14 protein-coding genes and 1 pseudogene are annotated in these 15,241 nt (G+C 41.5%); 2 read left to right on the top strand and 13 right to left on the bottom strand.

The genetic code is table 11. From position 1 onward, the window contains the following. Together I2I13_RS24565 and I2I13_RS22995 are read left to right on the top strand one after the other, a co-directional pair. Window positions 1-253: hypothetical protein (locus I2I13_RS24565; protein WP_229128700.1), on the top strand; the 253-nt coding region annotated here is incomplete at its 5' end. Next, entirely contained in the window at window positions 144-440 is a 297-nt protein-coding gene (locus tag I2I13_RS22995) for a hypothetical protein (RefSeq protein WP_195650631.1), read from the top strand. The genes I2I13_RS24565 and I2I13_RS22995, both read left to right, overlap by 110 nt. Window positions 441-723: 283 nt before the next feature. On the opposite strand, the gene I2I13_RS24660 is transcribed toward I2I13_RS22995, so the two are convergent. From I2I13_RS24660 to traJ, 13 genes and pseudogenes are all read right to left on the bottom strand, one after another. Then, complete coding sequence (locus I2I13_RS24660; protein WP_255518836.1) at window positions 724-858, bottom strand: hypothetical protein; 135 nt, start codon at window positions 856-858, stop codon at window positions 724-726. Between the two features lie 199 nt (window positions 859-1,057). Next, a complete protein-coding gene (locus tag I2I13_RS22985; protein ID WP_195650630.1) occupies window positions 1,058-2,983 on the bottom strand; it encodes a DUF262 domain-containing protein in 1,926 nt (641 codons plus the stop codon). Window positions 2,984-2,998: 15 nt separating this feature from the next. Continuing rightward, on the bottom strand, window positions 2,999-4,045 hold the full coding sequence (locus tag I2I13_RS22980; RefSeq protein ID WP_195650629.1) for a hypothetical protein: 1,047 nt from the start codon (window positions 4,043-4,045) through the stop codon (window positions 2,999-3,001). Window position 4,046: 1 nt separating this feature from the next. Further along, window positions 4,047-8,945: a type ISP restriction/modification enzyme gene (locus I2I13_RS22975; RefSeq protein WP_195650628.1), complete on the bottom strand. Its 4,899-nt coding sequence runs from the start codon at window positions 8,943-8,945 to the stop codon at window positions 4,047-4,049. Between the two features lie 32 nt (window positions 8,946-8,977). Continuing rightward, window positions 8,978-9,181 carry a helix-turn-helix transcriptional regulator gene (locus I2I13_RS22970; RefSeq protein WP_195650627.1) on the bottom strand — a complete coding sequence of 68 codons (204 nt, stop codon included), beginning with the start codon at window positions 9,179-9,181 and terminating at the stop codon, window positions 8,978-8,980. Window positions 9,182-9,302: 121 nt separating this feature from the next. Further along, window positions 9,303-9,618: pseudogene (locus I2I13_RS22965) on the bottom strand (conjugal transfer protein TraG); the annotation flags it as partial. Window positions 9,619-9,820: 202 nt separating this feature from the next. Further along, entirely contained in the window at window positions 9,821-10,261 is a 441-nt protein-coding gene (locus tag I2I13_RS22960; protein WP_195650626.1) for a DUF3872 domain-containing protein, read from the bottom strand. 7 nt (window positions 10,262-10,268) lie between these two features. Next, complete coding sequence (locus tag I2I13_RS22955) at window positions 10,269-10,832, bottom strand: conjugal transfer protein TraO (RefSeq protein ID WP_195650625.1); 564 nt, start codon at window positions 10,830-10,832, stop codon at window positions 10,269-10,271. A gap of 1 nt (window position 10,833) precedes the next feature. Further along, window positions 10,834-11,805: a conjugative transposon protein TraN gene (traN, locus tag I2I13_RS22950; protein ID WP_195650624.1), complete on the bottom strand. Its 972-nt coding sequence runs from the start codon at window positions 11,803-11,805 to the stop codon at window positions 10,834-10,836. A gap of 58 nt (window positions 11,806-11,863) precedes the next feature. Next, window positions 11,864-13,231: a conjugative transposon protein TraM gene (gene traM / locus I2I13_RS22945; RefSeq protein WP_195650623.1), complete on the bottom strand. Its 1,368-nt coding sequence runs from the start codon at window positions 13,229-13,231 to the stop codon at window positions 11,864-11,866. Further along, entirely contained in the window at window positions 13,203-13,490 is a 288-nt protein-coding gene (locus tag I2I13_RS22940) for a TraL conjugative transposon family protein (RefSeq protein ID WP_195650622.1), read from the bottom strand. The genes traM and I2I13_RS22940 overlap by 29 nt, the downstream gene beginning before the upstream one ends. Beyond that, a complete protein-coding gene (gene traK, locus I2I13_RS22935; protein WP_195650621.1) occupies window positions 13,487-14,110 on the bottom strand; it encodes a conjugative transposon protein TraK in 624 nt (207 codons plus the stop codon). Before traK ends, I2I13_RS22940 begins: the two co-directional genes overlap by 4 nt. 21 nt (window positions 14,111-14,131) lie before the next feature. Continuing rightward, window positions 14,132-15,238, bottom strand: coding sequence for a conjugative transposon protein TraJ (gene traJ, locus I2I13_RS22930; protein WP_195650620.1), 1,107 nt, complete (start codon window positions 15,236-15,238; stop codon window positions 14,132-14,134). Window positions 15,239-15,241: the final 3 nt, after the last annotated feature.

Genomic DNA, 15,241 nt, shown 5'->3' with positions numbered 1-15,241 from the left:
ACATTTGGATAAAGTAACAAAAAGCCCCGTTAAACCCTCTGAAAATTCAGAGGGTTGTTTTTTGCCGTTATTTTTAGTTGATGAAACGGCAAATACTTATCTTCGCACCAACAACAGTTGCAGGACAATAACATACGAATTTCATGGGAGTAAAGAAAGCAATATTGGAAAAGTGGGTAGTGGCGCAGAAGAAGCACCATTTATCAGACAAGCACGTGCAAATGGCAAGGGAACTCGGCTTGAATCCCGATAAGTTGGGTAAGATAGACAACCATAAGCAGGAAACATGGAAAGCCCCGCTGCCCCAATTCATTGAAAAACTCTACTCCAAACGCTTCAAGAGGGAATCTCCCGAATCCGTAAAGCCATTAGCGCAGATTATGGCAGAGCAGGAGAAGAAGAAAATGGAGCAGAAGAAAGCCAAAGACGAACGTAGATAACTCCATGATGAAGCAGCCAAGAATCCTACAGTGGATGAACCCAGCCCTTCAAATCCACTTTCCCTATCAGCCAAATACTTGTATGCTTGGAACAAGAACTGAAAATAACATTTGGCACATTCCTTTCTATCCACCCCCAGTTCATTGCTTAGATACTCCATTGTCCTTTCCACCCCTTCGATATAAGTTTGCAGAAAATCCCGCAATAAAATACACGAACTTGTTTTCCACTTTGTGTGGTTCAAAGATATAGGTATTTACAACCGCCTTGAAGAGTCCCTGCTTATCCTTCGTATGATGAGATGCCCCGGCACAATCCGATAGCTTTCTCCAGTTTTACCCCCGTCACCTTCTTGTAATTGTCCTGCAAGAACAGCCGGAACGCATTTTTATATATTTCAGCCTTATTCGTTTTCATACTAGCGTAGCATATATTTATCTTTGGTTTCCACGAAGATAATATATTTCTTCCGAACAGCCATATCTCCACTCGCAAAACCTCACAGACACCCCCTTTTTACGACAAGTGATAGGGCAGGTACAGGAGGACATGTCAAAACTGACACCTCCCCGTTTATAGTACTAACAACAGCTCATTTTTAGAAATGGATGAGATGCTATAATTCAGACATTTCACTTTCCTGAAAAGCAAATAGTTTTAGCAGTTTATCTACCATTGTATTATTACGAGCAATAATAGCATTTTCTGTCCATTCCTTTATTTCAGCAAGATTAGTAGTACTTCCGTTATATTCGAACCCTATCTTGTTGAGAGATAAACCATTTTTATACCCTATATTTATTTTGTAGCCTAAGAATTTTTTGTCCTGATGCAAATCTTGTTTGACAATAAAATCGGCATTAGATAATTGCGAATTATATCCGCTCAAAGTTAAGTTACCTAAACAATGTACTAAACGAGATTGTATATCATAGGCTTTTTCTTTGTCGCCACCTGCAATCATATCTATCCAATGAGATGGAATTGTACTCCCTTGTGGAAATATATGCTCCACAGTCCAAACTAACAAGCCCTTATCATTTCTCGCCCACAAATCAGGTTTATATTCGCGCGAATGACTTATTTCGTCTAACTTAGTTAGGACATATCTCGCCATTCCAGAGTTATAAAAGAATAAATTCTTTTCTAATCCTTGTTTTAACAAATTAATATCGGAAGGTTTACCTTTCCCTGTTAATAAGAAATTGATAATTGTATTACTATCAAGTTTGCCTGATTCATCAATAATTTTTTGGCAATTTTCGATAACCTCTATATTTATGGCATCTAAATCTCTTGTATTCGGGAAATCTGTAATATTTCTGCGTACATAATATTTAATGAGAAAAGATAGAAGTTCTTCCAATGTCTTTTCTTTATCGGAATAACAGTCATCTTCTAAACTGTATAAGTACAATAGCAATAAATAGGATGGTGTTGAACCAATTCGTTTTAAATCGATGAGGGCTTTTGTTTGGGTCTCATCGTTGTCGTGATTTTCTGGCTGAACGAAATAATAATATGTTTGAGCTTTTTGTATTAAATCATCAAACAACTTTCTTGCATCTTTTTTAATAAAATGCTCATAGATCTTAATCAGATTGCTTTTAGTAGCTCTGTTATACCTATCAATTTTTATCTGCGGTAATACTTTAAACGCATTATAGTAATGCCTTAAAAAACGCTCTTGGTCTTGGTATTCTGGAAGATATCTCAAAAGCTCTTGCCATTCTTCATAAGCATCATCAATATCTGTTTTATGATTCTTTTCTAAGGTTGCCAGCATTTTATTTTTTATGATGTCCATACCTGACAAGGGCACTCCACGATTATTTAAAGATTCGAATAATGTAAATGCATCAGAAGAAGAAGAAACCGAAATATGAATAAATTTCAAACTATTTATCTTATGTAATAACTCTGTTAAACCTTCGTATGTAGTAGGAATATGTTCTTTATAGTAAATGTATGCCTTGTATATTCTTCGAACGCCACAAAATTTGGATGTATAATTTCCTTTAATCAGAGCTAATTCAGCAAGTATTTGCAAGTAGTCTTTGAAATTATCTTTTTGAGAGGATGGCTGAACTCTTAGAAAACAATATTTTTCTTTTTCTTTGAAATAACCATTTTCCGTTTTATTTACCTTGCTTTTTTTATAAATTAGTTGTTTGCGAATGTTACTCAGGGTAAGTTTAAATTCTTCAATTTCTTCTTCGTCATCGTCTTCTTCGAGGTCTATTTCCATTCCTATAAAGGCCGAATAAATTGCCATTAAAAGCAAAGAAATGGTAGTTAAACGTTGTTGCCCATCAACCAATTCATATATGCGTGATTCACCAGGACCTAATTCATTATTATCATCGATACAAATAATGCTACCCATGAAATAACCGGGGTCATTTTCATTAATATCCGTAAGTAATTGTTCCCATTCTGTTCTTCCCCAAGTATATTCTCTTTGATATTTGGGTACATGGTAATGTTCCAAATTACCTTGAGTTTGCAAAATGTTTGCTAATGACAGGTCAGTTGCATTCATATAATTTGTTTTTAATTATTCTTCGACAAGGGGTGTTGCCGTGCAAGTAATAGAATTGTACACAAAATCTTCCTTTTGTATGCCACCATAAATATTGTCCTCTTCTAACCATACTTGACGAACATTCTCAAAAACACTTCTATCAAGAGGAAATTTTGCATTGGGGTTATGAAAAATAGTTAGACTCTCCCCCCATTCCTCAGTCTCTTTGCCCTTTTCTATGTTGTAAGTAAATTCAAGAGCAAGTGAATCCGGGGCTGGATTATATTTTAATCCTGAACGTATGATTATTAATTCTTCTTCACTCAATCCTTGTTGATACCCTGTTCTGTTAAACTTATGTAAGTCGGCATTATTTGTGAAGATCACTGCGCTTATGTTTTCTGTATTCTCTTGGGAAAAGAAATTAGCAGGAATCTTTTTATCTCGAAAAGTATGTTCACTTATGACCTCTTTTCTTACAAGTTTTAATCCACTGTTCATTACCTGCGTAACTAAACGAAAACCATATAGGTATTCTATAATTTTAGCATCTGGTAGAAATTTAGAAATGTAGTTATGAGAAGGTGTGATAGCGAAAATCAAAGGCTTATCTTTTACCCAATCCAGTTCCCAATATTTTTTTTTGAGTTTTGAATAAAGGACACTTCCCATTCTCATTACGTAATAATCTATCAAATCTTTCTGAACGGACAAATTATTTTTCTTGATAGATTCATCTATAAACTCTTTTGTGAATTCATCATCTTTTTCAGAAGAAAGACTTGCTTCTACAAATAATTCATTGCCATCTTTCTGCAAATGGAAATCAGGACGATTATGGTCATCTAAAATATCAAACCCATGCTCTGTAAAGAGGTTAAATAAATATAACTCCCATAATCTGGCATTAAATCCTTCAGTTTGAAACTGTTCTATAAAATTTCCATCTTTATCTTCAAAGGATGTCGCTATGTTTTCAACTAATACCTTAGCAGGTGCAAAAAGTTTGCTTTCCGACAATAATTTAAACTCGTTTGATAGCTTTCCTTCCTCCACAATTATTTTAAAAATATCTTCCATATTACTCCAACTTTACTTTTGGCAACCCCTTCACAATTTCTACCGTTTGCACACTCACATTTATGACACTTAATAGCAAATCCAAAATATAACGTGGATTCCCAACTTCGGCAGACCAATCGTTAGGGTCGTTTTTAATGCCACTCTTTTTATCACCATTTTTTACCCGATAACATTCCATAATCCATTCAATAGCGCTTTTGCCATTGATTACGTATTCGTATGCTTCAGCAGGAATATGTTCAATGGTTATTTGACTATTGTAGAGAATGGTATCTTTTTGATCTTTCTTTGGGAAACGCATCTTTTCGACACGGTAGTTTATATCATTCACTTTACCCGTCTGCATGGCTTTTTCCAACTCCTTTTGTGGAATGGTATTATACATAACCAACACTCCAGGCAAAGCAGGTACATTTTCGTAATTCAAATGCAACTCAGCCAGTTTACGACCCGCTTTACTGAACGCCCAAAAGTCTCGCACATCATCCACTAAGGGAAGTCGGGGTAACATCTTCTTTAAATCGGCAGCAAAGGTTTCACGATATTCAGGACTATGTAAGAAACCATAGACATAGTAGAAAATATCTTCTTTCGCCACATTCTTCCCATATTGCTTTTTAACCCGTTCCAAAATAAAGTCACTGACTCCATCTCGACGAATGTAATTACCCTTACTATTATCATCAAATAAAGAAAGAGTTTGCTTTTTTCGTTCTTCATAATAGTAGAGAGGAAAGCATTGCCCTTTTTCAATAGAATCAAGATTTGTTATCGAACTTGAAATTAACAACGAAAAAGGCTTACTGGCCCCTGCTCCAGTGACATTTATTACCAAATTTTCCAATTCTGGGTTTGGAAAGAGTTGAGAACTTAATCCTGGACTTTCGATAAAAGGTTTGTCAAAATATAAATTCTCTTTTGTAAACGGACGGTACAAACCCACTCTCATCTCACTTTTTTTGAAATCATGTTGATTACCTTTTTCAACATCTTTTCGTAAAGCACGCGTCCAACTGATTTGTGTTTCGTCAGTATCAATAAATTCTTCTACATTCAACTTGGAATTTTTCTGCTTTGCTAAAGCAAAGGCTTTTTGTTGCATATTATAAAATGCTATCATCCGTTGCATATTACTTGTAACAACGCTTTTAGAAAAATTATATACCCAAGCATCCCTATTAGTTGACACTCCGATAACATTTGTGTTGAAAAACGTTTGTGTACTCAAATCAAATTTCTTTTCCGGTTCCAATGGAATAAAACTATTGAAAGCATCGTTACGCAAACGAATCCAATCGCCATGTTGATTGGGCTGCAACGTTTTCCATGTAAGTTTATCAACAGATTGGAACTTCTTTATTATAGCCAATTTATCTTCACGACTTAAATAATCCCCAATGTCGTGATAGTAAATAGTTGCCTTTTTAGTTCTATGTTCAGGGTTCTTTACCAATAAAGTAATGGCAATAGGTGTACGCGAACCTGAACCAAATATCTTCCCACCTTCTTTGCGGCTAAGTTCTCCACTTGTACGCTGATTCCCTCTTAAATCAAACACATAAATGGATGAAAATTCCTTTTCCAAACATTTACGGAACCCATCGGTACTATTTCCATCTAACCATGCACCATTTGAAACAAAGCAAATAATTCCACCATGCTTAGGGTCTAAGCGGTCAGCACTCCATCGGAATGCTTTTATATAAGCATCGTACAAGGATTTATTCAAACCTGCTGTTGATGCTGCTGCATAAGTCTTGGCAATCTTTTCATCCAATCTCGGATAACTTTGATTTTGAGCATTATCATTTGCCGACTTTTGTCCAATAGAATAAGGTGGATTCCCTATTATTACCCGTAAGGGTGCTTTCTGTTGCCGCTGTACTCGCTTGGAATTTTGCGGAAACATTTCGGAAAACATCTTAGCATTATCATCGGTTTCGCCTAACTGAAAAGTATCGGTTAAACAAATACCTTCAAATGGATGGTATTCTTCCATTCCCATTACATCGTGGTAAGCATTTTCGATATTTACCGCAGCAATGTAATAAGCCAACAATACTATTTCGTTGGCAAATAACTCATGTTGATACTTGCGGGTCAAATCATCCTTTCCAATCAATCCACTTTGCAGCAAACGGGTTATAAAAGTGCCTGTTCCCGTAAATGGGTCAAGAATATGGATATTTTCATCTCCGATATTTCTTCTGAACTCTTTTTTCAAAACATCATTTACAGAATGAATAATGAAATCGACCACTTCCACCGGTGTATAAACAATACCTAACCGTTCCACCATTTTAGGAAAAGCGGTTTTAAAGAATTTATCGTAGAGTTCGATAATAATACGCTGTTTTCCTTCTGCATTATCTATATCCGATGCCCGTTTCCGTACCGAATCATAGAATTTTTCCAGTGTTTCGGTATCTTTTTCAATAGCCTGCGATTCGAGTAAATCTAACATGCCTTGCATAGAAAGCGAAATGGGGTTATTCTTCACAAAAGAATACCCTTCAAACAAAGCTTCAAATACAGGTTGGGTAATGATATGCTGCGATAACATTTCAATAGCTTCCTGTTGCGTAATACTTGGGTTGATGTTCTTTTGTAATCCACATAGGAATTTTTCGAACGCTGCTTTGTGCTCACCCTTCTTTACCATGTTGGTAATGCGTTCGATTTGACGTTCGGCAATCTCGGCAACATTTTTCGCCCATTGTTCCCAATAACGACGGTCACCAACTTTTTGAACCATACGGGCGAAAACCACGTGTTGCAATTGTTCAAACTGAATGGCTAATTGTTGGCTTAAGTCTTTATTCGTTGAACTTCCTCCATCGAAAGGAATTGGATTACCCTCATCATCGAAAGTAAAATCAGGGCGGCCTACTAATATTTGAGAAGGACGTTTTTTATTAAGTTCAATTTTATTTACAGTAGCATTAAAACGGTCATCGTGCGCACGTAAAGCATTCAATACTGTCCAAACTACTTTATAACGTTCATTGCTATCTAATGCTTTATCAGCCTCAATGTCGGTTGGGACTACAACAGGAATAATAATGTAACCGTATTTTTTTCCGGCAGCATTACGCATTACCCGTCCTACGGATTGTACCACATCCACCTGTGAATTCCGGGCAGAAAGAAACATTACGGCATCAAGTGCCGGAACATCTACTCCTTCACTTAAACAACGAACATTCGTAAGCACACGACATTCACCGTCTTCGGGACTGGCTTTTAACCAACCCAATAATTCATCCCTTTGCGGGGCACTCATTGTACCATCAATATGCTTAGAACTTACCGATACCATTTTTCTCCGCTCTTCCTCCGGTAATGATTCTACATAAGCCGAAGTTGCGGTATTATATGTTTCAGTGATTCTTTTGGAAACCCGAATGCTTTGACAGAAGGCCACAGCTCGCTTCATAGGTTGGGGGTCGGTAGATTTTATGTTATCATTTTCGTCTCCCAACATTTTTTTTGAGAGCGCATTAATGCAGCCGATCAATTTAGAAGCATCATCCGCATTGATTTCGTTAGTGTCGTCGGCTATCATTTTTTGCACAGCAGGCGGCACATCCCTGTCATTTAATGTGAGAATAAGAACTTTATAATCTGCCAATAATCCTTTATCTACAGCTTCACCAAAGCCTATTCGGTAAAACTCTTCGCCATATAAAGCAACATCATCCATAGAGCATAAAAAAGCATCGGCTTGTGCTGCTTTGCTTTTCGTATCGTCACTGTATAAACGGGGTGTAGCCGTCATGTACAAGCGCTTTTTCGCTTTTATGAAATCATTCTTATGTACTTTAATGAAAGCGGATTCGTCTTCTCCGGCTAAAGAAACTCCTGTTGTACGATGGGCTTCATCACATATGATAAGATCAAATTCCGAGAAACCTTTTTTTATCAACTCTTTTTGAGCACGGGCAATTACATCAATGGATTGATAGGTAGAAAAGACTACTGTCATACCCGAATTGCCATTCGTTTTAATATGGTTGAATTGATGTAGAATTTCGGCTGTATTTGTCGATGCGGGTAACGCCAAATCAACGACGCTAAAATTATCGCTATCTTCGTTTTTCGTTTTCTTTCTTGATATTTCAGGGTCGGAACATATACAAATGGCATTAATCGGTTCTTGAGCATCAGCAGACCATTCACGTAAAGTTTGCCCAAGCAATGCAATAGATGGTACTAAAAAAAGAATCAGTCCTTTTCCATTCGTTTCATTTTCTGCAATACGAAGAGATGTAAATGTTTTCCCCGTGCCGCAGGCCATGATGAGTTTTCCTCTATCTTCATTTTTGAAATGCTTATTTGTCTCTTCCAATGCTTCTTTTTGATGGGGTTTAAGCACTTTCTTCGGATTGCGGGAAGCCTCGCCATGGATTCCCCTTTCAAGTTTTTCCCAATCTACAGGTGCGTGTTGTAAATCATATAAATTAAGACGTGTAACGGGGGGATTTTGATTTCTTATTGCTTCTTCGGCATTAGTTCCCCATTTGTTTGTAGTGGAAATCCAAAGGCGATGAGTAAAACGAGTTGTTTGAATGTCTTCATTTCTAAATTCTCTACTTGAGGTAGATAGAAAGGAATCAACAGCAGGTTTATCAATAATGCCACTTTCCTGATAGCATTTACATTGTATTGCCCAATAATCCCCTTCAACAGTTAGGGCAACTAAGTCAATTCCCATATCGCCTCCACCTAAATCATCTTTTCCATGAAATTCACTCCACAACCATACTTTCTTAAATTTATAGGCATACTGCGGGTCTGTAAGCAAATATGCTTGCATTAATCGTTCAAAACGCTCGCCTTTATCTTTTTCGGAATATGAATATTTCCTGTATTTTTCGAGAACCTTATTGAAGTCCATATTTTGATAAATTATCCTTGTTGCAATTGAGTTTATTTTTTTGTAGATATGAATAAATCCTTTATATCTACATTTAGAACCTTCGCAATTTCCACTAATGTTTCAAGTGAAGGCTGAGATTCGTTTGTACACCAACGAGAAACAGTTGCTTCATTCTTCCCTAAAGTCTCTGCAAGCCATTTTCCTGTACGTTTTTGTTCAACAAGGACAACCTTTAATCTATTAATTTGCTCCATTCGTTTGAATATTGATGTATTTTGCAAAGATATTGATTTTATGCTTTGCTGCAAAAAATAAGAAGAAAGATATCATAAAATAAAAGACGCATTTTTGTGGCTCCTACTGTTTCTATTCTTCCTACTTCGGTAACAGGTGGCACAGGTTAGGGTCGTTCTTAATACACTCCAATTCGTCGGCGACGATCTGCTTGGTTTCTGCCTTTATTCGGTCGTAATTCTCCTTAATCATTTCTTTCATGTGGTCAACGCCGTTTTCATCTACGAAATTGGAGATAACGAGTTTTTTTGTATGTTTTGGTTTCGACGGTCACCCGCTCATTATCAACAACAATTTCACAATGAAAAATTTTCTGCTCAATACATTCATCGAAGTTGTCAGCCACCGCACCGACAAATATTCCCTGCGTCAGATTGGAAATTTTCAACGGTGGTATCATATACCCCCAGCTTGTTCCAAATGTTAAAAAGTCAATCCTAACATGGTAGAATTGACTTTTTAACATTTGATTTTAGAGAATGAGCATCATTCTATTTCTTTGCCCCACAGTTCCTTGTCCGTCGGAGCATTCCTTACTTCATACCCGTTCCATATCAAACAAATGAGTAAGATTACCCCGTACCCGATCAACCATCCGGTCATGACGATGCCTCCCCGTTCTCCTTGCCCGAATCATTCTGAAACGAGAAGTTCAAATCATACCTTTGCCCGAAACTGTCATACACATACACGTCAATCTGTTGCTGGTCGGTACATTCCGAAGTATAGTACAGCCGGAACGTTTCTTTTTTCAGCGGGTAGAAATCATTGGGAACGAACACCGTCCCGTCATCCATGCGGAGACTGCCTTTCCCATCAGGTTGGAAGAAAGAAATATAAAACTCCGTTTCCTTATAGTCGCCCGACTTATGCAGTTGCAGGCGTATTTCCGCTGTTTCACCTTGTTTGATACGTTTCTGCACAGGCATGGTCGTCAGTGAGAAATCGTAGGCTTGCAGCACTTCGATTTTATCATCGCAGGAGGTAAAGAGCAATCCGGTCAATACCGCCGCCAGTATGGTTATAATTTTTAATTTCATGGTTGTACTAATTGATAATGAATTTTATTCCGGCTCCGAATGTGAAATGAAAGTGTCCGATGGAACTGCCCCACAGTGCCCGTTCCCGTGCATTTAGCAGCAATACCACTTTGTCCGATAGGTACGTTTCCAGTTCCAGCGTTACCGCCCCTCCATAGATAAATGAATCCGAATTACGAAGCGTCGCCCCATCCGGCAGCAGTTTGTCACCCCACCGGCTTGTTTCATATCCGGCAAGAGCCGAGCCGCCGATAGAAAGAAAGAAGGTCTTGGAAGCATCCGACAAAAATTTCAGATAGTAACCGCCTTCAGCGGTAAATTGCGCTTTGGGAATATTCCACTCCTTATACCCGTATTGCTTGCTCAGATACTCCGCCCCGAATGCCCAGCGGTTCCCGTTCTTGGTATAGGTCGAAAGCCCCACACCGACATAATAGTTAGTCGGTTTTTCGATGCCATCTACAAAACCTCCTTTGAACTCCACACCACGCATACCCGGCAGGTAGCGTTGGGCGTTTGCCTGCCCCGCAAGGGCAAGCAACGCTACAACCACAAATAGATACTTCTTCATCTTATTTCACTTTCAGTTCGTTAATCACCTTCGCACGCACAATATCCTCGTTCTCAATCACGAACGATTGGTGTCTGCCCCCGCTTTTCTCGTGAAGTTCCACAACCACCTGCTTGTCTTCGGGAATGGTGAACTTCTCCATCGTGAAGATGGTGCGCTCGTCTTTGTTGCCTGCTATGCGGGTGGCATAGTTGTAAGCACGTAGTGGAAAAATCACTTGTTCCTGAATAGCGGTACGCTTGGCGACCTTCTTATCCACAATCTTAAACGTGATGAAATCCACGTCAAACGGCACGTTGGACGAGTTCTTTATCTGTGTATGAAAATACAACAGCCCGTTGTGCGTGTACATGCCACGAAGCAAATACTGGATACCGAAAGACTTACTGCCGATATGCTTGATTTCTCGCTTGTTGTTTTTATGAATGGATTTCATAATCAGGTGTACCAGCTTCGGGGACTCACAGCCCAACTCTTGCAAGTACACGTCCAGCGCATTGTTCGGGCGGTTCACCGTACTGCCGTCATGAATGAAATCTTTCATCTCGATATTGAGCAACAGCGGCTCATCGGCATATTTCACATTAAAAGTGTAGAACGAGCCGCTTTCAGTAATCACCGAAAAATTGGTTTCCGTGCGGAAGTTTTTCACCGTAGCCTTGACACGGATCACGTTTTCCGCACCGTCCGCCTTTCCCGCTATCAGGTTGGGAGAACCCAAATCCACATAGCGCACTGCCGACGGGAAAATCACGTGTACCGTCTTGTCATACGTCACTTCCAGACCATACGGCGGTATCATACGGTCAAAGGTCAGTTTCTTGGTCAGCCCGTTATAATCGTCCCCCGACATTTCCTGCGGATAAGTATCAGCTTGGAAAGTTACGACTTCCGTTTCCGACTGTCCTGCATTTTGTGCGTTCGCACCCATTACACCCAGCGTCAGGGCAATAGCTAAAAATACTTTTTTCATTTTACTTTGGATTTTAGTGGTGGGGAACATTCCCCGTTGATTGATAAATAATTGGTTTTTATTGTTTCTTTTGGTACAGCATCAGGTTATATCCGGCTTTCAGATGCACCTTTATCGTGCGCATCTTTTTGGCGATATATTGGGAAGTACCCTGTATCGCTCCCTTACCCAAATCGGTCAGCAGTTGGTCGCCCGCGCTCTGCTGGTTCAGGTTGATGGTCGTTCCGAGGTTGCCGCCCAGATTGGCGGCTATCTCACGGATGGCGTCTATCTCCATCGAACCCGGAATGAAGATACCTTCCTGCCCGTCCGAATCTATCACCGTCAGTTCCACCGGAATAATCATCCCCCTGTATTCCAACGACGTGATGGAGATACCCAGCCGTTCACCCTGTATCTTGCCCATACCCGTAACAATGGCGTTCTTCGGAACGACCGTTTCTCCGGCACGCATCGGCTCCAACAGACGGAGGCGTACCGCCTGCCCGTCCGTGATGGTCTGGTTATCGTGGATGCACGCCTTTATCGTGTTCTTTTCCGTTTCACCTGCCGTACCGACTGCCGTGAGGAAACCGAGGTTACGGGGCTGCGCATATTCGGCAATGAATGTTGTATCGCTCATCGGTTGCGCCAATCCCGATACCACCCGTTGTCGTACCTGCCCGACGGAGTTCATTTGCGCTTTACCGTTCTTATACGCTTCGGTCGGCTTGGCATCGGTTACGGCAGGTGAAACGTCCGGCTGCCCGGTGAACGGCTGTCCCTGATTCTGCGGCATATACTTCGCCGCCAACTGATAGGACTTTTCCAGCAATGCCAACTGCTCGTCTGCCGTCTCTTTTTCCGTTTGACGGTTGTATGCCATCTCCCGAAGCTCTTCCAGTTCCTTGCGCATCTCTTCCTTTTCCGGGTCTTCCTTCGGTTGTTCGTAGAAATTGCCGAGTGTGCGGTTCATATCCCGGTAGGCATTGGCAGAGGCGTAGATGGTTTCCTTCGGTCGGGTGCTTCCGCCACCGCCCAAGCCGCTTTTCGGTTCCGTTTCCGGTTCATCGTACAGGTCATCGCCCTGTGCCTCACTCTCTCCCGAACCGAACATCGAAGCCAAATCCTGCATCTGTTCCCGCCGTTCCGCTTGTTTGCGGTTGAACTGTTCCTGCTCGTAAACAGCCAGCTTGTCGTCTGCTAACTTGTTGTCAATCGGTGCGGGGACATCGGTATTGAAACCGGACTGTCCTTTTTCCTGCTCCTTTTCAGCACCGGACGGTGCGAATATCAGCCACATCGCCACTGAGAAGATAAGTGCCATAAGCGGATAGACAATCATTTTCTTCTGTTTCTGCCGTTGCTCTTCGGTCAGTTCCTTTTTGGGCTTATCCGGCTCCTTAGGCGGCTTTACCTCACTCTTGTTCTCTTGAATCTGTTCCATTATCGTAATAATTTAATTGGTTGATACTGTCTTTCCCTTGCAGTTCGAGCATTCGGATATGCTCGATTTCTATCCTTTGTCCCTCGTTCTTTCCGATGTCATATATCGCCGAGACGAAGATGTACACCGAAGCGATACCGAAGAACAGGAACATCGTCAGCAGCACTGCCAGCCGCTTTCCGGGAGTGATACGCCCGCACAGGCGGCGGAGCCTGTCGTCCGCCCAATCCTGTATTTTGGTTATGAATCTGCCTATCATCGTTTCTGTACCTTTATATCCCTGTTCTCGATAATCTCAAAGGCTTCGATGATAAAACCGTGCGGGTTATTATCACTCCTTACGGAGTTCAAAAGATTACACCTTGTGACAAGGCTTCGCTCAGTCACATTGCTTTCACGGATAATCATCTGCCGCGCGTAGGTGCTGACCTTATAAGGATAGGTGTCAAAATTGCACTGCACGCTGTCCACCTGCACCGCCTGATTGATATTTCCCGAAATGATACGGTTATAATACCCTTTTTCGGCAAAGTCGGTGTAATAGTTGAAGGCACTCTTATCAGCCAATAGCAACGCACGCTTGATATTCCCCTCAATCGCGCTCTTATCCGGCGACAAGGTGAAAAAGAGTTCGTGAAAGCGTTTCACGTGTTCACGTGCCTCCACCGGTCTGTTCTGTGACAAATCCTGCGAAAGGGCGAGCATCAGGGATTTGCCACCGTCCAGCACGTATATCTTCTGTCGCTGCGCTTCGGCAAAGGTGTAGGAACTCCAAACGGAGTAACCCACGATTGCCAGGCAAACTATCAGAAAAACGATACCGAACAGGCGGATCTGCTTAAAACTCGTTTCGATATTCTTTAATGACTTAAATTCCATTGTTTTACTTTTTTAATTTGATTATCTGTACTTTTTTATCATCCGTCCGGCTGCCCCCGCTACCTTTTTGGCTCCGTTGACAGCACCACGTCCCACACTGCCTGCCACATTTCCGGCGGCATGACCCGCACGTCCGGCAAGATTACCCGCCACCGCTCCGGCAGCGGCTCCCGCCATGCCACCCGCACGCCCGGCAATCATATTGATAGGACGGGATGCGCCGCCAATACCTCCGGCTTGTATAATCCAGCTCGATACCGTCGGAATAGTGAAATAACCGAGTATTCCGATAATCATGAATACGATGTAAACCCCGTTGCTGGAATCAATCGAAAAGTTCGGATTGTTCTGTAACTCCGAGATGTCGTTTTCGAGCATCAACACCTGTATCTTGGCAAGCACGCTGCTGAACAGATCCGACACGGGCAACCACAGGTAAATCTGTATGTAGCGGCACATCCATTGGGAGAGCGTCGATTGGAACCCGTCCCAGACCGATATGCCGAAGGCTATCGGACCCAAGATGGCAAGCACGATCAGGAAGAACGTGCGGAGCGTGTCGATGAGCAGAGCGGCGGCGGCAAACAGGAGTTCCAATACCTCCCGCATGAAATCCCGCACGTTTTTCTTCAGGTTGTACATGCTCCTTTCGATATACATACCGCCCATCGTGGCAATATCCTTGGCTCCCCATCCGAGTTCGTCAATTTGCTTGTCGAACTCTTCGTTGGACACGAGATAGGCAGTTTCGGGATTGCGCATCATGGACTCATATTCCAGCTTGTCTTTCAGCTCACGGTACTTGTTCATGTCCATCGTCTGCGTTTCAAGCATCCCGTGCGTACCTCGCACAATGGGGCTCAGGACGGTATTGAGCGTACCGAGTACCAGCGTGGGAAAGAACATGATACAAATACCGATGGCGAACGGTCGGAGCAGCGGATACACGTCGATGGGCTCCGCCCGTGCGAGTGCCTGCCACACACGCACAGCCACATAAACCAATGCCCCCAGTCCGGCAATCCCCTTTGCCACTCCCGCCATGCTGGAACAGAGGGGCATCATTTCCTGATAGAGGTTTCTTAGAATCTCATGCAGGTTACTGAAATCAACGGCTAACAACATCATAGC

The organism is Bacteroides sp. D55t1_190419_B8, from assembly GCF_015558905.1.
GTDB classification, from domain to species: domain Bacteria; phylum Bacteroidota; class Bacteroidia; order Bacteroidales; family Bacteroidaceae; genus Bacteroides; species Bacteroides vicugnae.
The sequence above is the reverse complement of the archived record's forward strand: the minus strand, read 5'-3'. Positions and strand labels throughout refer to the sequence as shown.

Excerpts from the sequence above, each read along its gene's own strand:
- I2I13_RS22975 (WP_195650628.1), bottom strand. The coding sequence starts at position 8,945 with ATGGACTTCAATAAGGTTCTCGAAAAATACAGGAAATATTCATATTCC.
- I2I13_RS24660 (WP_255518836.1), bottom strand. The coding sequence starts at position 858 with ATGAAAACGAATAAGGCTGAAATATATAAAAATGCGTTCCGGCTGTTC.
- I2I13_RS22970 (WP_195650627.1), bottom strand. The coding sequence starts at position 9,181 with ATGGAGCAAATTAATAGATTAAAGGTTGTCCTTGTTGAACAAAAACGT.
- I2I13_RS22960 (WP_195650626.1), bottom strand. The coding sequence starts at position 10,261 with ATGAAATTAAAAATTATAACCATACTGGCGGCGGTATTGACCGGATTG.
- I2I13_RS22955 (WP_195650625.1), bottom strand. The coding sequence starts at position 10,832 with ATGAAGAAGTATCTATTTGTGGTTGTAGCGTTGCTTGCCCTTGCGGGG.
- traN (WP_195650624.1), bottom strand. The coding sequence starts at position 11,805 with ATGAAAAAAGTATTTTTAGCTATTGCCCTGACGCTGGGTGTAATGGGT.
- traJ (WP_195650620.1), bottom strand. The coding sequence starts at position 15,238 with ATGATGTTGTTAGCCGTTGATTTCAGTAACCTGCATGAGATTCTAAGA.
- traK (WP_195650621.1), bottom strand. The coding sequence starts at position 14,110 with ATGGAATTTAAGTCATTAAAGAATATCGAAACGAGTTTTAAGCAGATC.
- I2I13_RS22995 (WP_195650631.1), top strand. The coding sequence starts at position 144 with ATGGGAGTAAAGAAAGCAATATTGGAAAAGTGGGTAGTGGCGCAGAAG.
- I2I13_RS22980 (WP_195650629.1), bottom strand. The coding sequence starts at position 4,045 with ATGGAAGATATTTTTAAAATAATTGTGGAGGAAGGAAAGCTATCAAAC.
- I2I13_RS22985 (WP_195650630.1), bottom strand. The coding sequence starts at position 2,983 with ATGAATGCAACTGACCTGTCATTAGCAAACATTTTGCAAACTCAAGGT.
- I2I13_RS22940 (WP_195650622.1), bottom strand. The coding sequence starts at position 13,490 with ATGATAGGCAGATTCATAACCAAAATACAGGATTGGGCGGACGACAGG.
- traM (WP_195650623.1), bottom strand. The coding sequence starts at position 13,231 with ATGGAACAGATTCAAGAGAACAAGAGTGAGGTAAAGCCGCCTAAGGAG.